General features: G+C 64.3%; 14 protein-coding genes. 3 read left to right on the top strand and 11 right to left on the bottom strand.

The genetic code is table 11. The features are described 5' to 3' along the window. Positions 1-11 precede the first annotated feature (11 nt). Genes HNR07_RS24865 through tnpC form a run of 5 tightly spaced genes read right to left on the bottom strand, consistent with a single transcriptional unit; the run spans position 12 to position 9,362 of the window. On the bottom strand, positions 12-1,058 hold the full coding sequence (locus HNR07_RS24865) for a Wadjet anti-phage system protein JetD domain-containing protein (RefSeq protein WP_221318922.1): 1,047 nt from the start codon (positions 1,056-1,058) through the stop codon (positions 12-14). Beyond that, positions 1,033-5,544, bottom strand: coding sequence for a hypothetical protein (locus HNR07_RS24860; RefSeq protein WP_184367029.1), 4,512 nt, complete (start codon positions 5,542-5,544; stop codon positions 1,033-1,035). The genes HNR07_RS24865 and HNR07_RS24860 overlap by 26 nt, the downstream gene beginning before the upstream one ends. Positions 5,545-5,557: 13 nt before the next feature. Continuing rightward, positions 5,558-6,352 carry a hypothetical protein gene (locus HNR07_RS24855; protein WP_184367028.1) on the bottom strand — a complete coding sequence of 265 codons (795 nt, stop codon included), beginning with the start codon at positions 6,350-6,352 and terminating at the stop codon, positions 5,558-5,560. Next, entirely contained in the window at positions 6,349-7,863 is a 1,515-nt protein-coding gene (locus HNR07_RS24850; RefSeq protein WP_221318921.1) for a hypothetical protein, read from the bottom strand. Before HNR07_RS24850 ends, HNR07_RS24855 begins: the two co-directional genes overlap by 4 nt. A 59-nt stretch (positions 7,864-7,922) precedes the next feature. Beyond that, the gene (gene tnpC / locus HNR07_RS24845) at positions 7,923-9,362 is read right to left on the bottom strand and encodes an IS66 family transposase (protein ID WP_184360673.1); all 1,440 of its coding nucleotides are present in this window, start codon (positions 9,360-9,362) and stop codon (positions 7,923-7,925) included. Positions 9,363-9,879: 517 nt separating this feature from the next. On the opposite strand from tnpC, the gene HNR07_RS24840 reads away from it, so the two are divergent. Then, positions 9,880-10,341, top strand: a complete 462-nt coding sequence (locus tag HNR07_RS24840) for a helix-turn-helix domain-containing protein (protein WP_184367026.1) — start codon at positions 9,880-9,882, stop codon at positions 10,339-10,341. A 408-nt stretch (positions 10,342-10,749) separates the two neighbouring features. Here the strand turns inward: HNR07_RS24840 and HNR07_RS24835 are convergent, their stop codons facing one another. Genes HNR07_RS24835 through HNR07_RS24825 form a run of 3 tightly spaced genes read right to left on the bottom strand, consistent with a single transcriptional unit; the run spans position 10,750 to position 13,495 of the window. Then, a complete protein-coding gene (locus HNR07_RS24835) occupies positions 10,750-11,760 on the bottom strand; it encodes an IS3 family transposase (protein WP_184371167.1) in 1,011 nt (336 codons plus the stop codon). A gap of 23 nt (positions 11,761-11,783) precedes the next feature. Next, positions 11,784-12,200, bottom strand: coding sequence for a hypothetical protein (locus HNR07_RS34470; protein WP_221318652.1), 417 nt, complete (start codon positions 12,198-12,200; stop codon positions 11,784-11,786). A gap of 2 nt (positions 12,201-12,202) precedes the next feature. Beyond that, positions 12,203-13,495 carry a hypothetical protein gene (locus HNR07_RS24825; protein WP_184367025.1) on the bottom strand — a complete coding sequence of 431 codons (1,293 nt, stop codon included), beginning with the start codon at positions 13,493-13,495 and terminating at the stop codon, positions 12,203-12,205. A 472-nt stretch (positions 13,496-13,967) separates the two neighbouring features. On the opposite strand from HNR07_RS24825, the gene HNR07_RS24820 reads away from it, so the two are divergent. Continuing rightward, positions 13,968-14,594: a nuclease-related domain-containing protein gene (locus HNR07_RS24820; protein ID WP_184367024.1), complete on the top strand. Its 627-nt coding sequence runs from the start codon at positions 13,968-13,970 to the stop codon at positions 14,592-14,594. Between the two features lie 724 nt (positions 14,595-15,318). Continuing rightward, on the top strand, positions 15,319-16,242 hold the full coding sequence (locus HNR07_RS24815) for a replication-relaxation family protein (RefSeq protein ID WP_184367023.1): 924 nt from the start codon (positions 15,319-15,321) through the stop codon (positions 16,240-16,242). A gap of 148 nt (positions 16,243-16,390) precedes the next feature. On the opposite strand, the gene HNR07_RS24810 is transcribed toward HNR07_RS24815, so the two are convergent. The 3 genes from HNR07_RS24810 to HNR07_RS24800 all read right to left on the bottom strand — a co-directional run bounded on the left by HNR07_RS24810 (position 16,391) and on the right by HNR07_RS24800 (position 18,970). Then, positions 16,391-17,740, bottom strand: coding sequence for a tyrosine-type recombinase/integrase (locus HNR07_RS24810; RefSeq protein ID WP_184367022.1), 1,350 nt, complete (start codon positions 17,738-17,740; stop codon positions 16,391-16,393). Positions 17,741-18,039: 299 nt separating this feature from the next. After that, positions 18,040-18,249, bottom strand: a complete 210-nt coding sequence (locus tag HNR07_RS24805) for a site-specific integrase (RefSeq protein ID WP_184367021.1) — start codon at positions 18,247-18,249, stop codon at positions 18,040-18,042. A gap of 145 nt (positions 18,250-18,394) precedes the next feature. After that, positions 18,395-18,970: a hypothetical protein gene (locus HNR07_RS24800; RefSeq protein WP_184367020.1), complete on the bottom strand. Its 576-nt coding sequence runs from the start codon at positions 18,968-18,970 to the stop codon at positions 18,395-18,397. Positions 18,971-19,022 lie beyond the last annotated feature (52 nt).

Raw genomic sequence — 19,022 nt, 5'->3', positions numbered from 1 at the left:
TCACCGAAAGCTCAGCGAAGGTCGGAAAGCCAGGTCTCGTCGGTGGTGAGGTAGTCGCGTCCCACAGCCTCCTGCGCCAGCCTCACTCCCGAGGCCAAGCAGCTCTTCACTGCGTCTCTGTGTTCGGGAGGAAGCCAGCCGACCAGTCCTTCGGCCACTTCAGGTGAGACCGGCTTCTGCCCACTCCGCCGACGTCCCCTGTCCAAGAGAGCCGTGTAGAGGCCGATCGCGGGGCGGATCGTGGGCAAACCGTGCTGGGCTGCGAGCGAGGCGGCGTTGGCAGGAATCTTGATTCCCTTCGCGTCCACATCCCCGAAGTAGGCGACATCGTTCACCGCCTGGTCCAGCCGTGCGATGGACAACACCGACGCCTCGAACGCACCGCCTGCGCCCCAAGCGACAAGGGAAACCCTGTGATCGGACCGACTTCGCAGGGCGTGGACGAGTGAGTCGAACGTGTCGCTGTTCTCCACGACGAGCAGTATGTCTCCTCCCCCAACCAGTTCACTGGTGAACCGTACGGTTGCGCGGTAGGCCGCGAGCAGCTCCAAGGTCAGCCGATCCGGGCCGAACATCCCGGTTGCGAGGAGCCGGTCGAGGACCTTCTCTTCACCGAAGATCTCCAATGACCTCTCCCTGTGCGGGACAGGGGGAGGATCGGGAGTCGAGTGCAGCCATGCGTTGATCTCCGCAAGGCGGTCGTGCTGGCTCGGAGCCACCCGGGACTCGGGTACCCACGACAAGGCGGGATGCCAGACGATCTGCCGACGTGGGGTTGAGGCCCTGCCCGTCACGGGCAGAGTGACGAATTTCGGAAGCGGTGGATGCTCAGAGCGATCATAGGAGCGTGCGCTTGGGAGGGTGATCTGCTCGGTCTCGGCGAGCTCCTCCAGGAGGCCGGCGAGGATGATGCGGCGGTTCGGATCGGTACGCGAAGCGGGATCAACACGGTCGAGTATGGCCCAAAGGTCGACCAGGGGGACACGGCGACCCCGGCACCCTCGAAGGGCGGTGGCGAACCGCTCGCCCCGCCTACTCAGTCGCGTGTTCGCCATCATCGTTTCCTGTCTCCGAGCGTGCGTACACCCTGCTCGCGGTGATGGAGCCGGTTCCATCGGGTTTACCGAGTCTGGAGATCTCAGCGCGGATCACATCGTGCACCGAGAGGTAGACCAGCCCGGCACGCAGGTCCGCGTCGTTGCGCAGGCGAATGATCAGAGGGAAAGCGGCGAGCGCGTTGGTGTCGAACAGGCCCGTGGTGTAGATCAACTGGACTCCGAGCGCCTTGGCCACGGCCATCTGCAGTTCGATCAGGTAACCGGCCGAAGCACGGCCGATGGGGTTGTCCAGGAACAGAACACCGGAGTGCTGGCGTGTGTGCCCGCGGGCGTTCGCCCGCAACGCGGCCATAGTGCAGTAGATGATGATGGCGGCCGTCAGGAGTTGCCCTCCTGAGAAGATGTCGTTGATCTGCGAGACACGGACGCGTTCGGTCCTCAGCACAGCGTCGGGTTTGAGGATCTCCACCTTGATGCCCTTGGGAGTGGCCGCCCGGACTCCGCGCAGCAGAAGGGTGAGACCGTCCCTGCGGCCGTTGCTTCGCGGTGGTCGCTTGCGTCCGGTCTCCTGCTCAGGAGGGGTGACTGCCTCATCGATCACCGTGCCGAGCCGGTCGTCTAGTACATCCCTCGCGACCACCGTGTAGGTGATGCGCAAGAACTCCTGCCCGCCCCAGTCTCCCAAGCCCTCAGGCAGCTTTGAGAGTCTCCTGGCGTTCCGGAGTGTGTGGAGACCCTTCTCCACCATTCCGCGCAGGCGTTCGATGATTCCAGCGCGGTGTCTGTCCAGTTGGGTGAGCTCATCGCTTAGGCTCCGAAGTCGCGGACGCAGAGCCGATTCCCACTCTCCCGCGTAGTCGGGCAGTTGCTCACGTTCGACACTGATGATCTGACGGCGGACCGGGCTGTCGACCTGGGCGAAGCGCTCATCGCTTGCGTACTGGGCGAGCCGGTCGGCCGCGCGGCGTTCGACACTCGTCGCGTCATTGAGCAGCGTTTCCGCTTTTCGCAACCTCTCTACGAGCGAGGTTCGCTGCTCACTGGCCTGTTCCGAGGTGCCGGTGAAAAGTTCGGCGTCACCTGCCTCCTCCTGAGGCGGGGCGACATCATCCATCACGTCGAGATGTGAACGGAGGCGGTCGACCAGTTCCTGCTTGTGTGAGGTCTGCTGTTTCAGCGCCTCGTGTCGTTCCTTCGCTCTTTCGTGGGCGCTGTGAGCCTCCGTGAACTCCGTCTCGGCGCGGCTGACGAGTTCCTCAGCCTGAGCGATACTGGTCGGGTAACTGTAGTGCGGCTCCAGAGTCACTTCCTGCCGTTGGAACCGTGAGAACTCGTTCTCCAGTTGCCCGACGACCCCGGCTTGAGCGGTGCGGTCACGCTCATGGTTTTCGACGGTGCGTCGGGCCCTGTCGGTAGCCGCGGCTCTGGATGCGGCGTCGGCTCCGTCCGGAGTGGCGAGCAAACGCTCGGCCGCGGGGAGAATCCGCGCGGGTTGGACCTCCTCGAGGCGGGCTTGGGCTTGCGTTTCGACCTTCTCCGCCGCGTTGAGGCGATCACGAAGGTCAGCGCCGATACGGACGGCCTCGTATGCTTCACGGGCGAAGCGATGGCTGTCACGCAGGCGTGAGATGGATTCCTCAGGCACGGGTTCGGTGTCAGCGACGCTTCCGGATCCCGGAACGGAGGCCATCTCCTCACGACAGGTGTTCGCTGCACGCAGACTGTCGTCGCAGTCGCGTTGCGCCTCGTGGGCATCGCGTCGATGCCGCTCAGCCAGCTCTCTGTATTCATCAGCCTGCTGTGTGTGGGACGTGACAGCCGCCCAGGCTTCTCTGGCGGTCTGTCGCAATCCAGGAAGGCGGTCCGCCTGTGCTACCAGGCTGAGTAGTCGTTCCGTCGTCGCGCGTTGCTCTTCCTCGTCGGCGCGGAGAGAGGGAAGCCGGACCTCCCTGAGGTCGTTCTGTTCTTCCTCGATCTCATCGCTCTGCGTTTCCAGGCTTTCCACGAGCGCTTTCGCTTCAGCAAGCGCTCCTTCCGCGGTCTGATTCTCCTCGCGTAGCCGCGATAGCGTCCCAGGCGGATAGCGCTCGGACCAGGCACTCACCAGCGTCAGGAGCCCCCGGTCGGATTGTGCTTGGGAGGTGAGTGCACCCAGTTTGGTTCGGGAACGGTCGACGAGTTCGGTGACGCGCTGACGCTCAAGCTCAGCCTGTTCCTCGTCGTACATGGCCGGGTTGGGTGGCACGAGGAAGGGGGGCGAAACCGGAGATTCCGGGGGCAAGGTGGTGATCTGTGCCGTGGTCCCCACCGCGACGACCGTACGCGGCAGAAGCCGGGCGCGCGTGAGGACCTCCTTGGCACGCGGAATGTGGTCGGCGTTGTTCAGTACCACACCACCGACCAGGTCTGGGTGGGCTCCCAGAGCCGGTTCGCGGTCTTCCGGGCGCATGGTCGACAGATACAGCCAGCCCGACCATGCGTGGATCCCGGCGGCCTCGAGTTCGTTCAACGCGTCGGTGACGTCGACACTGGGGGGCAGCAACCCGCCCGACCCGAGGGCGTCGAGCACCCGTTGGTTCTCGCTGAGACTGATTCCCACCCGGGCCTGTTCCTCGCGGTTGCTGTCGAGCGCGTCCTTGAGAAGTTCGATCAGTGCGGGAGTGTCCAGTTCCGGATCCACCTCTTGGGTGCCCAGGAGCGCCACGAGACGTTCATCCGTCCGCAGTCGCTCCGCTGCGCCCTCGGCGGCTACCAAGGCATCCTCAGCCGTGCGGGCCCTGTTCCTGGCCTCATCCGCTGCCTGGCTGGCTTGGCGGATCTCCCGTCGTAGCCTTCCTAGCGCCGTGGCCAGTTCGGACATCCTCTGCTCGGCGTTTTTGATGTTGGCGACGGTGCGCTTGAGAACGGTGTCGGCTTGGTCCGCCCTGGCGGACACGTCGTCCTCGACTGAGGTGAGAAGGGAGTCGCTGACAGCGTCCTTGACCAGGCGCACGATCGTTTCCACGTCCGTGTCGGCCCGTCGCGCGCGGGCTCGTTCGCTTTCGGCGCTGCCCATCTCCTCCACACGCTCATCCTCGGCTTGTTGGGCCGCCTTGGTGAGCAATGCGCATCGCTTCTGAGCTTCCTCAGCCGACTGCTGAGCCTGGTCTGCGGTATGGGACAGACCGCGTACGAGTCGGCGTGCCGCTCTGTCCCGAGCCTCCAAGAGCGGCGCCGCCTGCTGTTCCTGATCGGAAACGAGCGACCGGATCTGTTCCGCTTCGTCATGGGCCCGGTGGTAGGCGATGAGGACTCCGGTGGCCTGCCAGGCGGCTAGGTGGTCACGAGCCTCGTCTAGCCGGGCTTCCAGTTGTTCCAGCTCCGCGCAGGCCCGTTTCCATCTGAGTTCGGCCTGGGCACGGCGCATCTCGATGGTGATTCGGTTGAGCCTGCGCTCCCTGCGGTCCTCTCGCTGTTGCCCCTCGGCCGCCTCTTCGAGCTCGTCCTTGAGGGTGCCCAGCCGCTCCGCTTCCTGATCACGGCGTAGCTTCAACGCGATCGCGAAGGCTCGAGCCCTTCTCTGCGCTTCGGCCAACTGGTCAGTGACAGCCGCACGTTCCTGCGCTGCTTCGGCCAGTGGGTGAAGCTGTTCCAGAGCACCAGAGACGAACTCTCGCTCCGAGAGGAGCTGGCCGCGCTGCGCCAGTCGGGTGGCGTACTGCTCGACGACATCACCGACCACACGGACCGATTCCTCGTCGGTGACGGCTGTGAGCAACCAGTCGACGAAGGCTTCGTCCGATTTGAAGGTGAAGGCGTCCGCGGCCTCGCCCTCGCCCGCGTTCATACGACGCTGGTAACGGAAGAGCTCGGGGTCGAGCCCCAACCGGGTGAGGCGTTCGCGCCAGATCCCGTGATTGACGGTCCAGACGGTTTCCAGATGCGGCTCGACCTTGCCCGCTTCCTCGAACCGACTGCGGAATCCGGTCATGGACACGGTCTGGCTGCCTTCAGTGAGCGGCAGACAGTCCAGGTTGAACCGCTCGGTGGGACGGAACGAATACCACGCTTCGAGAAGCCGAGAAGGATCACTTGACACGACCTGTCCACGCCAGGTGGATACCTTGCCCACCACGACGCGCTGTCCAGTCTTGAAGTGTTGCCATTCCAATGCCACATGGGCCACATCGTGGGCCTGGACGAAGTTCTCCAGGAGCCGACTGCTCGAGCTGCCCACGACCTGGCGCCGCCCAGGGAGCATGACCGAGAAGATGAGCTTGATGAGGACGGATTTGCCGCCTCCGTTCTCCAGGAACAGTACCGTCGCGGGACTCGGACGCCGGAGGGGAGCGGACACACTGGCAGCGGTGGAATCGAGCTCGAAAAGGGGAGCGGGTGTCCCGTTCGGTACAGGCGGACCGACGTTCCTCAGGTCCAGGGTTACATCCTGGTAGCGGGCGCCTTTGGGACCGATGGAGAACAGCCGCACGCGTGAGAGTTCGTACATCCGACTTTCTGGCCTACTCTTCGTCCGCATCGAGAACGTGTAGCGAACCGGAGCCGTCAGCGACTGCCACGACCCCTAGTTCGAGCAGTTCGTTGAAGGCCGCGTCGGCAGCCAGGTCGCGCACCTGTGTCTGATAACGCGGTGTCGTGCGGTATGTGCCGCCTCCCTCGCCGTTGACGTGGGCGAGCAGGCCTTGATCCGCGAGGAACTTCAGAGCTTTGGAGACCATGCCGCGGGTGGTGCTCGGAGCGAGACGACCATCCTTCGTGCGCGTGGTCTCGGGTCGCCGTTTGTAGATCTGCCAGAGCCTTTCCAGATCGCTGGCGCCGTCCTCAGGATCGGAGTTCTCCTCGAGGTTGGCGGATCTCTCCTCAAGGATCTGACAGGTTTGGCGGACCACGCCGTCGATTTGGTCGACGCTGGTCCGCCCGACATAGGAGTCGTCCACGAGGTCATCCGGACGGGGGAACGCCAGAGCCGCCGCAGCGAGGTGGACGAGCCCGTGCAGAGCACGCTCACCTCGGTCGCGCGCGGAGGTTCGCCGTACGTACTCCTCCATACGGACCTCGAAGAGCGAACCCTCGCAGGCAGCGACAACAAGACCTGTTCGTCGGTCGCAGCCCAGAACGGTGAGCCCCAGTCCACCCGCCACGGCCGCGGTGGTTTCGGCAAAGAGCGGATCCTCGTTGTGGCGGCGGATGAAGTCGGCGTAGATGGGATCTCTGGTCGGCAGCAGCCGTGGACGCATACCGAGCGCGACCAGATGTGCCGCGTCAGCGGCGTCCGCTGGAGAGATACTCGGACTCACGCGATCTCGCCCTCTTCGTTGTTCGTGGCCGGAGCATCCGTGAAGTCACGCGACAACCGGGCCTGGCCTACGAGCAGGTCCGTGCCGCCGAACTGCAGATCCCACAGCTCCTGTCCGTCGTCCACCGCCATCAGCACCCGATCGTCCTGCTTCCGTAGCGACTGGCCGATACCGGGGGAAACGGCATGGAGCACTCGCAGCATCACCAGTGTGGGCAAGTCGGGATCAGACTCGCGAGCCTCTTCCAGTAGGCCCGACAGCCTGCGTGGTACTTCGTGAAGGTCCAAGAGGGCGTCCGCCTGGGTCCACTGCTCGTCCGTGAACACGTCGGGGCCCGGAAGTGGCATCAGGTAGGGCTCTGGTAGCTCACCCGCGAACTCGCTCCTCTCAGCGACAGGGCTGATGAGCGCCTGTACCAATGATCGCAAGCGCAGGGCTGATGGTCGCCGCAGTCCGACCCCCGCTCGGAAGAAGGCGTCGGTCGGTTCAGTCGCCTCCGAGAGCGTCAACTCGAGGACCGGCGTCAACACCTGGCCGAACAGGTCGATCGCCGCGACCTTGGGACGTCCGGAGAACTGTTGGCGGTCCTGCTCGGAGCGGAACACTTCACGTGCCTCCAGCAAGCGCGCCTGGAGTTGGGTGTGTCTGTCCAGGCACTCTTCGACGATGGTGACCAGAGTCGCGGCCTTCAGCTTCCGGCTCGGTTCGACAGCCTCATCGCGGGCCTCACGGATGTTGTCGAGAATCGACGTTTCCGCGCGGTACCGGCCCAGTACGTGCGTGAGCGCCTCATCGATCAACTCGGGCATCTGACGCTCCCAGTCGACTGAGCGAACGTCCCTCCGGGTCGCCTCCAACATCCGCCGAAGCTTCTCCGCGTACCGAACCGTCGCATACCGGGCCTGCTGCGCAGCGGCTTGGGCATCGGAGAGCTTCCCACGTCGGATCAGGTTCTCGAGTTTGATCTCCGCGGCGATCTGCGCGGACTCCACATCGAGGTCCAAGGCACCGATGAGGACGTTGATCGCCTCATCCGATGCCCGAAGGTAGATCTCTCCGTCCGGAGCTGAGAGTTCGACGAGGAGCTTGAAGTCGAAAGCGCGCCGTTGGTAACCGACATCGGGGGAGTAAACACCATAGAAAGCACGAAAACCCCTGTCCACGGTTCCGACGTTGATCAGGTTCTCCAGGACCCACCTCGTGATCCGCTCGTGTTCATCCCGATCACGCCCGGGGGCCTGCGCAGCCACGAATGGCATGACCTCAGCGATCACATCGTCATGGTCGGCACCGTGGTCGAAGTCCATCTTGATGGTGACCTGATCGATGATCTGGAAGGCGATCTCCGACATCGCGTACACGGTGGCGTCGGCGAAGTCCAGATGCCCCTTGCGAACATCGAGGTCATGGATGGGCCCGGTGCAGGCAAGCGACTTGAGCCTGCGTTCCAGACCTTCGTCGAAGAACGCCTCGATGTTTGCAACGTCATTGGGAGAGACGCGTTCAGACACGAGCACAACAGTAGTGCATCGAGTTCAGGTAGTGACTGTTCAGGTGTCCTGAAGAAGACTCAAGCTGTTTCGGGCATCCAGCACTCGCCCTGGGCCAGGTGGACCAGGGCGTCGAACATGCCAATACCGTGCTTGGCGGCGGTCGCGATATAGGAGCGCACCGCGCAGAACCACTCGGCCCCGGCCAGGGACCGTAAGCACCCCGAGACCTTCTGGCGGACCTTGACCATCCGCACCTCGCGCTCGGCCGCGTTGTTGTCGAACGGGGCCCGCTCATCGACCGTGAACCGCAGGTAATCCGCTTCCCGGTCGCGCATCCGCCTGGCCAACGCGTGGAACTTGGCCACCAGCTTGGACTCCCGGCCCGAAGTCTGGGCCAGGCCGATGGCCACCGCGCTGCGCCACTGGTGACCCAGCCCGTCCAAACGCACGGTGTCGATTCCCTCCAGCGAGGAGACCGTGGCCAGGTGCGCATCGACCAGGCGCTTCATCTGACGCAGCGCGTCAGCGGCCTGCCCGGCCCAGCACCACACCCCCTCCCCAGCCGCGTCCTGGACCGCTTGCAACTCGCGCAGCAGGTGGGCGTTGCACAACACATGAGCGGCCACACCCTTATAGGTGTCATAGGGGGCCCAGGCGTCATGGACCGCCAACCCAGCGAAGGCGGGCAGGACCCCGGCGGCGTCCATCCCCACGGTGCCGCGTTTGGGGTGGGCGCTCAGCAGGCTCCACTTGCCGGTGGAGGCCGAATGCACCCACACCAGGCCCCCGCCCACCCGCAGCGAGGTCTCGTCGAAGTGCGCCACCTGGGCGGAAGCGATCTCCTCGGTGGCGGCGCGAGTGAAGGCCTCCAACGCGGTGGCGGCCCGGCGTGCGGTGTCCACGACTGTGCCCGCCGACACGGGGCATCCCACCAGGTCCGACAGGGCTTGGGCGGTGCGCTTGGCGGACAGGAACTGGCCCAGGTACAGGTAGCAGATCATCGCGCGCACGTTCGCTCCGAACTGGACCGGAGCGTTGATCCCCTCGGGGGCGCTGGCTCGGGTGCGCTCCCCGCAGGCGCAGGTGTGCTCGATCATCTGGTGCTCGGTCACCGTGGGTTTGATGGGGGGCAGGTCCACGACCTGGCGGCGCACCAGCCCGGTCTGCTCGGATCCGGCCAGGTCTCCTCCGCACCCACCGCAGGTGTGGGGGTGGTGTTCCAGCACGTGGTCGGGGTCCGGGGTTTGGGCGCGCGTTTGGCCTGGGTGGCCGGGTTGCCCGCCGGGTTTGCGGCCGGTGCGGCGGCGCTGGGACTTCGGCTTCGGCTTGACGAAGGGGTCCGTGGAGGAAGGCTTGGAGGAGTTCGTGGAGTCGCTGTCCAGTCGGGCTTGAAGCTCGGCGATGCGCTCGTTGGCTTGGGACAGATCAGCGCGGAGTTGGGTGATCGTGGCTGCCTGCTCAACGACCAGCGCGGCGAGCTCCTCGTAGGAGGGCGCGGGCTGGTCGGAGGAGGTCACGGGCTCATCGTTACAGGCTAGGCGCGTGCCGCGCAGGCAAACCGATCAACCCGCCCGAGAGACCTGAACAGTCACTTCAGGTATAGGGGGTGAAAATCTGAACAATGCGACTCATCGGGACACCTGCTCGACCTAAATTCACGAAGGAAGCCCAAAACAGTGGTGTCTGTGGTCGACTGGAACCATGGCACGCCGCTTCCCGCCCTTGAGCCCCTGGCAGCTCAAGGTCCTCAGGTGAATCTCGGACGGATGTCCCAACGGAGTCATGCAGGGCTACACCTACAAGACCACCGCGATTGCCCTGCAAGGGCGGCGTCTCATCTCGGTGAGTAAGCGCAAAGGAGTGTGGTCGGCCAGCCTCACGCCTGACGGTGTGTACTACCTCCGACACGGTGCCTACCGTCCAGTGGAGAAAGCGTCTCCACGACCGACAGCCTCGGCTTCCACAACCTCGCAGGCCAGTCGCAGACCAGGTCAGGGTGGTAGCGCTTGCACTTCGGACGCGACCGTGCGCGCGATGAGGGCAGCCACAGCGAGGAAGCCCAAGGCAGTCAAGGTCAAACACGTCGAGATCCGGGAGACCTTCATGCGATACCGCGTCATGGTGACTCGTGTCCAGGTGGCTGAAAGGTACGTCCGGGCGACGGACGAGGAGGACGCCGCAAAGAAGGTTCAGGAGGAGTTCGACCGTCCGTACGGCTATTTCGGCTCGTGGAAGACCGCAAGCTCCGAGGTCGAGGTCGTTGGGGCTGAGGAGACGGCCGTCATCAAGCAGCCGCACCCGCTCTCACCCGAAGGCCCGCTCCTGCTGAGCCTGAAAGAGGCCGGCAAAGCCCTGGGGCTCTCCTACTCCACCGTCTACGAGCTGGTGAACCGCGGGGAGATCGAGCACGTGATGGTCGGTTCCAGGAAGTACATCTCGCGCGACGCGCTGACGTACTTCATCTCCCAGAACACCCATCGTGGCTACCACAGGTGAGACGGCCATCCTTCTGTCGGACCTAGCCCTTGCGGACTGGTTGCCCTCAGCGGCGCCACCACTGGGGGCGCCGCCGGTTGCGGTAGTGCCATCCTTCTTCGTGTGTGCTTCCGTGGTCCGCCTCCTTGTGCTCCGTTCGGTGCCGGTATGTACGACGTGGTCCGTGAGGACTCCAGTCTCCGAGGAAGGGCCTCAGCTCATCCGGTGAGGGTGCGGTGTCGAAGTCCTGGCTTCGGACACCGGAGTCAGAGCGGACCGGATCCCACCGCTCGGCTGTTTCCTCTCCCCACCGTGCCCATAGCATCAACCGCTCAGATTGCGGGGAGTCCCCGCACTCCTGGGCCTCCTCCTCCAGCGCTCTGCAGAAGCGGAGTGTGTCAAGTCGAATCGGACAGGGGCAGGTGATCGTCAGGCCGCTTCACGCAGGTCAGCGCTGTGCTGTGCGGTAGGCACGATGTCCGGCTCGTTGATCCACGCGGCCTCGGGAAGAGCAGGAAGCACAGGCCTGCGGGTGAACCGCTGCGGATTGGCCGCGCGAAAGGCCTCAATGGCTTGCGCTCGCTTGTCCTGAATCGCGTGCGCGGTGCCGATATGCACCGTGAAAGGAGTGTGCAGCCCGATCCCGGAGTGGTAGTGCTCGTGGTTGTAGTACTGGAAGAATCTGCGGCAGAACCGCCGGGCTCCCTGAATGGACCCGAACCGGTCAGGAAACGCCGGGCAGTACTTCAGCGTCTTGAAATGCGCTTCGCTGTAGGGGTTGTCGTTGCTCGTCTTCGGCCTGGAGTGCGATTTGGTGATGCCGAGCATGGACAGCAGCTCGGAAACGGGCTGCGATGTCATCGCGGTACCGCGGTCGGAATGGATCACTTCGGCGGCGATCTGGCCGTTGGCCGCGATGGAGTTGGCGATGAACCCTTCGGCGATCTCGCCTGATTCTCTGGTGTGGATTTCCCAGTGCACCACGCACCGGGAGTAGATGTCGATCATGACGTACAGATCGAAGAACCTGCCCGGGCCGGGTCCACGCAGTTTCGTTATGTCATAGCTCCACACCTGGTTCGGGGCGTGGGCCACCAGCTCGGGTTTGGTCTTGGGCGGGTGGGTGGCCTGGGCCCGCCGCTCCCGGCTCTGGCCGCGTTCGCGCAGCAGCCGGTACATCGTGGCCACCGAGCACAGGTAGGTGCCCTCGTCCAGCAGGGCCGCCCACACCTGCCGGGGAGCTTTGTCCCGAAACCTCGTGCTGTTGAGGACTGCGATGATGTGTTCGCGTTCTTCGCTCTCCAGCCGGTTCGGGGGAGGCGTCCTGGCGGGTTCGGTCGGGGCGGAGGGGTTTCGGTCCCGGTTGCGGTAGTGGGTCGAGCGGTTGATGCCCGACAGGCGACAGGACTCTTTGACGCCGGTATGCGGTTCGAGTTGGATTCGTGTGTTCTCGCGAACCTCGGTTACGAGTTCTCCGAGTCCGCGCTCTCGGACACGATCTCCAAGAGCGCGTGTGCTTTTCCCAGGATTTCCATGGCTGCCTCGGTCTGGGTCAGCTTCTTGGACATCCGGGCGTTGTCACGCTCAAGTTTGGCTTTCTCCCGGCGCAGCTGTTCCAGTTCGACCTGTTCAGGTGTCTTCTTTCTGGAAGTCGCCCCGGCCGGTGAGGTGCTCAGTTCGCCGCCATCTCTCTGTTTGCGCCAGAGCTGGATGCTGGAGTCGTAGAGTCCTTCCCTGCGCAGCAGGGCGCCTTTCTCGCCGGCGGGTGCGGTGTCGTATTCCTCCAGGACCCGCAGCTTGTAGGCGTGGGTGAAGGTCCGGCGCTTGGGCCGGGTGGCTCGAGGCCCTTCATCGTTGGTGTGGAGGTCGTGGTTGGTCATCGTCACGGTGGTGGTTGCCTGTTCTCGCCCTGCTTGTGCCAGTTAGTGAAGGTTATCCCTTGGTGTCCCACTTGAGCCTGACACAGAGGGAAGTCACGGATTTCATTGACGGTGTTCCACGACTCCAGTGCTTCCCGGAACACCGCGCTCCGCCTGGCCGCGATGGCGTGTTCCGTGGCGTCGGCCATGGCCTTCTCCCATTGGGCCTGCTCGTGGAGCCGTCTGCGCCTCTCCTGCTCCTCCCATTCCCTGAGCTGCCGCTCCCGGGCGAGCCTCGCCTCGTCTACGGCCTTCGAACGGTGCTCGAGCTCGGGAACGAGGTCACGGACCTGGTTCTCCAGACGACGTCGTCCCTTGTCGCCCCAGTCCGTGGAATCGGCGTGTTCTTGGGGCGAGATCATGAGTTGGAGGCGGCCGGTCCATCTGAGTTCGTACACGGGGCGAGGCAACAGGTAGCGGTTGTGTGAGCGTTTCCTGAGCCGTGTGTCCGAGGGCTTCTTCTCCACCTGCTCGCGTTCTTCCACCACCGTCAGGTCGTACTGGTGTCCGTCGACCGTGACGAACAACGTGGTGCCGTTGCGCCTCTTGGCCAGGATCAGCCGATACCCCTTCCTGCTCAGGACTTTGCCGAGGGACTCGATGACGGTCAGTGCCCGCGGTCGAAGGGCTTCTGAGACCCTCAACGGCGAAGGATCGCGCCGGAGCTCTTCGAGGATGGCCGTCGTGCCGGTGTGCGTGCTGCCGGTGGTGGTCCGGATCTTGTTCCACTCGGTCTCGCCGCCGTTCGCCGGGTCGACCAGACACATGACCAGGTCTCCTGCGCTACGTCCTGTGTACTTCAGGGATTTACCCTCAGGCACGAGATTGTGCCGCTTGGCACGGTCGATCGCCCGTCGATAGCGCGCCCGGGTTTCCATGTCCGGGCTCTCGAGGTGGAGGACTCCCCCTCCGGCGTTCAGGTCGGCGATCAGCTTCGCGGCATCGTCCGAGGAGACGGAGCGGGAAGCGCGAGCTCTCTTCCGCTCTGCCTCGGCCGGGTGTTCCCTCCCCTTCGAGGCCTTCCCGCCGGAGGGCCTGTCCGGATGGTGGCCGTGCTCCAGGTAGAAGCGGCCGGCATCTGTGATACGGGATTGCCACTTGCCCTGCTTCCTGCCCGCCGTGACGAGGCCCCGGTCGCGAAGTGCGTAGGCCGACCGGCGGTACTTGGCGCCTTCGTGGTCACTGAGGTCGATGCCTTCAGCGATCTTGGACAGTACCGAGAGCTGCAATTCGTTGAGTGGATCCCAGCGACGCATAACCGTTCCTTCTCCGGCTCCGAGGCCGTTGACCAGTCGGCGGAGAGGCTGGCCAGATGAGGGTGTTGGGGATCCGAACCTACAGCAGCACTTCGTGGTGAGAGGGGAAAACCGAAAGACGGAGACACCTCTGTCGAGAAGAAGAACTCCGGAAAGTTCTCAGACCTGGGATGCCGACTCGAGTAGCCGAAGGTCTCAGGTCGGATACGGCAGCGAACCTGACTTGAAGGGAAAGGACTGCTCACGCCCGGTTTCCGGCCTCCAGCAGTACGGGGTCCAGAGCCGGTCTGCTTGTCCTGCCTTGGTGAGGACCATACGTTCACGGGCCAGAAGCGTCGAGGCGGCTACACAGAGGGAAGCCGTGATTCGCCCATCCGGATACCTGGATTTGCCGACAAGCTGACAAAACGTTGTGACCAGTGCAGATACCCTTGCCGATCGTCGGTGGAACAGATTGGTGCAGGGGTGGGCCATGGTGGTACAGGTGCACGGTCGTCCTGGTACGTCGTTGGACACGGCGGCGGACCAGTATGGTTCGGCGGCTCGTCGTGGCGCGTTCTTCGAACGCCGCGTGGGCCAGGCTGTACAGGGCTGGTTGGAGGGTTTGCCGGGCGTGTACCACCTCTTCCACGACCTGGTACGCCTGGACCACGTCACCGGTGCGGGACTGGATCCGATGTCGTTGGGGCTCACCAACATCGATCATCTGGCACTGACCGGATCGGGCTGGTTGCTCATCGACGCCAAGGGGTGCGGAGCCGGGGTGCTGGGCACCGATGCCCGGGGCAAGGGCCAACTGACCACTCCTGCCGGGGAACGAGTGGCTCAGCCGTGGATGGATACCGGCCGCTCCTACTCCCAGGCCGGAGTCGTCTACCGCCTCACCAACGGTAAGAAGGGCCAGTTGGTGTGGGTGGTTCCTGAGGACACGGACATTCACGAACCCTCGGCTGCGCGGGCACGCATCTTCGAACGTGGCGGGACGTTGTGCGACCTGACCGAGATCGTCTCCGGAGCGCTGGAACCCATGCTGCCCGACCCCGTGCCGGTCGATCCATGGGACCTGGAGCGTCTCACTGCTCACCTCTTCGCGCCCTGACCGGAGAATCTCATGCGTGCTCGGCTTCGGGGCGGGCCAGGGGGGGCGAAGACCTCTTGCCGGGGTTGACCCCATAGTTAACCGAGAGCTACGGGTACCAGTACAGGATGGTGTTCAGTCTCGTTGCCGTGGTTGAAGGCAGCAAAGCCTGACAGGGCAGGGGATGGACTGCGTCCGGCAAACTCCGACATCTTCTTCTCTTATATGAATCATTGAAGAGAAAAATCATCCTCCCCATGTCCTCCTCCTTCTCATGCTTCACCAAGACCGCGATCTCATCCTGTCTCTGATTCCTGTTTATCCAGACTGTTCTGGTCTGCTTGCCACGTTCCTTCGCCGTCCCATGGTTGACTCCCCATCCTCGCAGGTAGATTCACGAATTCTTGTTCCCTCAACTGCTCATCCATCTACCTTGACCTGTGCTCAATCTCTTCAGATGAACGCTGGTGCCTTGTGAGATCCCCGGGCTGGGAAAGTCGGGGCGAGGTATCTGAATTCCTCAGAGGGCCCTGAAGGACTTTTGATGTATGTGCTCGTGTGTTTCGACTGCAAGGAGTGCGATCTCGATTCCCCTTAAGTGGGAGGGCGCCGGGGGCTTTTCTCTCTCCGAGGGTGTGGGCCTCATCAGCGGATTCGATCGTCTGATTCCTCGCGTCATGCGTTTGCAGGCGACCTGCTTCCTCCTTGCGACGGGTTTTGTTCCCACGACGAGGAGGACGACGGTTTGCCGATCCGTACCATCGAGGCCAGCGCGCTGGCTCAACAGGCGCTGGCGGTGCTCTACCAGCACCGCCTGGTCACCAGCCACCAGTTGGCCCGCCTGCTCACCCCGGACGCCGCTTCACGCCGGTACATGCTCCACGTCCTGCGCCAGATGCGACATCAGGGCCTGGCCGACCGGGTGGTGCCCCCGGGCCGCCAACCCCACCGCTGGTTCCTTACTCCTGCCGGGGCACGTGCTGTGCAGGAAGCTGACCAGGTGCTGGTACGCCCTTACCGGATGAGCCCCGAACGCGCCGCGGGCCCGCTCGCCGACCACATGCTGGCCGTGGTGGAAATGGGCCTGGCCTTCTTCGAACACGCCCGCACCCAGGGGGACGACTTCGAACCCCTGCACTGGATCCCGGAGGTGGCACACCGCTACGCGAAGGGCACCGGCAGGTTCGCCGACACCCACGTGATCAGCGACGCTCTGCTGCACTACGTCGCCATCCGTTCCAACGGGTTCCGCGTCCAGTACCAGTTCCTGGTGGAGGTGGACCGCACCACCATGCCCGTGGCGCGGCTGGCGGCCAAGCTCGTGGCCTACGCCCGCTACTTCGATCACTATCCCCTACGCAAACGCAGGAGCGCCGCGGACGGGCCAGCGCGCCCGGCGTGGCAGAAGCGGTATCCGCGCTTCCCCCGGGTGCTGCTGGTTCTGGACGGAGCCAACCAGCGGCGCCTGGCCAACCGCCGGACCGACCTGGCGGCGTACGTGCGTTTCTCCCCGTATTTGACGGTCCCCCGGGAAGGCTTCGCGATCGGATGCGCCACGATGCCCGACCTGATGGAGCACGGGCCACAGGCGCGGATCTGGATCAACCTGACCAGCCCGCAACAGGGAAAGGAAGAGTACACGGACTTCGCACTGGGCTTCAGTCGCTGACCCTGAGGGGCCATGGGTGGATAGCGCGGTAGACCGGGCGTAGCCGTCGGGGAGGTGCGGGCACCGTGCCGCACCTCCCCGACTGTCGATCTTCCGCTACGTCCTGCACCAGCGCAGCACACCGATCAGAGAACTGTGCCACCAGTAGTTAGGCGGTAGCCGTGGTTGTGCTGCGGTAGCGAACGTTGCTGAGAGCTTCGAGGGCGCTGTCGTCGGCTTCGGGCAGGGTGTGCAGGTAGCGCTCGGTCGTGGTGATGGAGGCGTGTCCCAACCGGTCCCGGACCACGGTCAGGTTGGCGCCTCCGGCAAGGAGCCACGAGGCGTGAGCGTGCCGTAGCTGGTGCGGGGTTGCCGACTTCGGCAACCCTGCCTTCTCCCTTGCCGGGTGCCAGATGTTCTTGCGGAACCAGTCCGCCGGGATGTGCCCGTCAGTGGTGACCTTTCGTCGTCTCCTGGGCTTGTCCTTGCCTTCGGCTCGGCGGGCGGCACGGTAGTGGGCGAAGGCGGCACGACAGTACTCACAGCGGCACTTCCCGTTCGTGTACGCGGTCGTCGTGCCGTGCTTGTACCTACGCCCCTGGTCGTTGGGTGCGGTGAGCCCGAGGTCCGCACCATCGGGGACCCCGGGTACCGGGGCGTTGTCGTCCTGTTCGGGGAAGGAGAAGAGCAGGTCGTCGTCGCGGATTCCGTTCGCCATGGCGTAGGTGAGGACCTTCTTCACCAGGGGCCGGCTGAGCTTGAGGCGGCGGAACTTGCGGTCCTTGGGGTACTCCTTGACCAGGAACCGTCCGCCGGTCGGGTGGGACTTCGCGGTGAGCTCCACGACGGAGCGGCTGACGGTGAGGATGCCCGTCGCCCGGTCGATGTCCTTGAGCCGGACCTCGCTGAGCTCTCCCCACCGGAGCCCCGACTCGATGTCGAACTCGACGAGCAGCCGGAACCGCTCATCCTCGATCGCGTCGTGGAAGTCGGAGAACTGCTCGGGGGTGATGATCTCGAACTGCTTCTTGCCGACCGTTGGCAACACCACTCCCTTGCAGGGGTGGGTGAAGATGACCTGGTTGACGACGGCTGAGGTGAAGATGGCCGACAGGACCGTGGTCATGCGGTGGATGGAGGAGGCGGCAAGTCCCTCCTGCTGGGATTGCCGGACCCAGCTCTGGACGTGCTGGGGCAGGATCTCGTTCATGCGCATCTTGCCGAACTCGGGGATGAAGCGCTTGTGGACGGTGTAGGTGACGTTCTGGCGGGTGGACTCCTCCATGACGTGGTTGGGCAGCCAGGTGTCCAGGACGAAGGCGGCGAAGCGCTGGCGTCCGTGCTTGGTGCTGGTGACTCGGCCCTCGGCGACCTTGGCCTCGGCGCGTTGCCATGCCTTGTCGGCTTCCTTCTCGGTGGCGAAGGTGCCCGCCGACCGCTCGTCGCCCTTGATGTCGGTGTAGTACGCGGTGAAGCGTGTTCCGCCCCTGGCGCCGGTGCGGGCGCGTGAGAATCCCACGTGGACAGACCCCTGTTCTTGACCGTGATCTGACCGTGTGACCGTGCGGTAGAGCACGACACCCGGCGTCACTCCGCGAACGGCAGGAGGCCGTTCAACAGGGGTAATGCGGTTCTCAGGGGGTCTGTGACGGGTCGTTCCAGCGGTCGGATGATCGCTGATAAGGATGAGGCCCCAGGTTCAAGTCCTGGTACGCCCACCAGCGAAAAGGCTCCCTACGGGGGGCCTTTTTCTGTGTCCCGTGCGTCACACGTGCGTCAGCGTCAGACCTGAACGTCGCCGGGTTCGTCGCGCGTGCGTCACGACGAGCGGCGAACCGCCTCCCCGGACGACTTCTCGTGCGTCACGCCGTGCGTCAGCCCTTGCGTCACGCCGTCCGCCGAGTCGCGCCAGACATCCCGGAAGCCGTCGTACTCGTCCGGCGCCGGGTGTGCGTACCGCTGGGTGGTCAGCGGCGACTCGTGCCCGAGCAGCTTCTGCACCTTGTACGGGGACGCGCCCTCGATCACGAGCTGGGGCGCCCCTGGTTGCGCTTCCGCGAGCCGCACACCACCTGTCACACTCGAAACGCCGTAGAACACCCGTATCCAAAACCCGGAGCGCCCTCGAGGCCCCGGGTTTTGCTGCGTCCTGGGCCAGGTGGAGGGCAACTGATCACTCGTCGAACGTGTGGCGCCACTTCATCCGATCCACCACGCTCATGGGATCGACGAACGTCGCTCTCCCGTTCTCCCGCTCCAGGGCGATCACGAGCTCCTCGGGGTGAATCGACCCAGAGAATTCACAGGTGAGCTCTATCGTCATTCCGAGAGTCCCTGCCTCTGGTTCCATTCCTGCCGGGTAATCGCCCCCTCGGGCCATCTCCCGGTTCAAGACCAAGTGACTTTCGTCCTCGTTTTCGCAATAAACGTCCGGGTACTGGCCCTCTACATGGCGATCAGTGTTGTTAACGATTCCTAGAGTGAATTCGAAGGCGTGGGACTGCCCCTCCCGCGTGTCCCGCATCCGTACGGACGTCACCGTGTACGACACCGCTTCCCCCTGGCCCATCGAGTCCGTCCGGTAGTCGAAGAAATCACCGAAACGCAACGTGCCGGCTCCGGTTTCCCCTCGCTCATCCTCGGGCCCAGGGTGGAAGGCATAGATCGCGATGCCACCCATCAGTAGTAATGAGAGGGTGCCCGCGACGAAGCTGAAAACAAAACACCTGATGAGGATCCATCCCTTCATCTAGACGCCCGCATGGGCAAGGTCAGACAGCTTTGACCTTTGGAGGATTTCG

The organism is Nocardiopsis metallicus (genome assembly GCF_014201115.1).
Lineage (GTDB): Bacteria > Actinomycetota > Actinomycetes > Streptosporangiales > Streptosporangiaceae > Nocardiopsis > Nocardiopsis metallicus.
This window is presented reverse-complemented; position numbering and strand designations above follow the sequence as displayed.

Bases quoted from the DNA above. Each gene is read 5' to 3' on its own strand.
- HNR07_RS24865 (WP_221318922.1), bottom strand. From the start codon at position 1,058: ATGATGGCGAACACGCGACTGAGTAGGCGGGGCGAGCGGTTCGCCACC.
- HNR07_RS24860 (WP_184367029.1), bottom strand. From the start codon at position 5,544: ATGTACGAACTCTCACGCGTGCGGCTGTTCTCCATCGGTCCCAAAGGC.
- HNR07_RS24840 (WP_184367026.1), top strand. From the start codon at position 9,880: ATGAGGGCAGCCACAGCGAGGAAGCCCAAGGCAGTCAAGGTCAAACAC.
- HNR07_RS34470 (WP_221318652.1), bottom strand. From the start codon at position 12,200: ATGACCAACCACGACCTCCACACCAACGATGAAGGGCCTCGAGCCACC.
- HNR07_RS24825 (WP_184367025.1), bottom strand. From the start codon at position 13,495: ATGCGTCGCTGGGATCCACTCAACGAATTGCAGCTCTCGGTACTGTCC.
- HNR07_RS24820 (WP_184367024.1), top strand. From the start codon at position 13,968: ATGGTGGTACAGGTGCACGGTCGTCCTGGTACGTCGTTGGACACGGCG.
- HNR07_RS24800 (WP_184367020.1), bottom strand. From the start codon at position 18,970: ATGAAGGGATGGATCCTCATCAGGTGTTTTGTTTTCAGCTTCGTCGCG.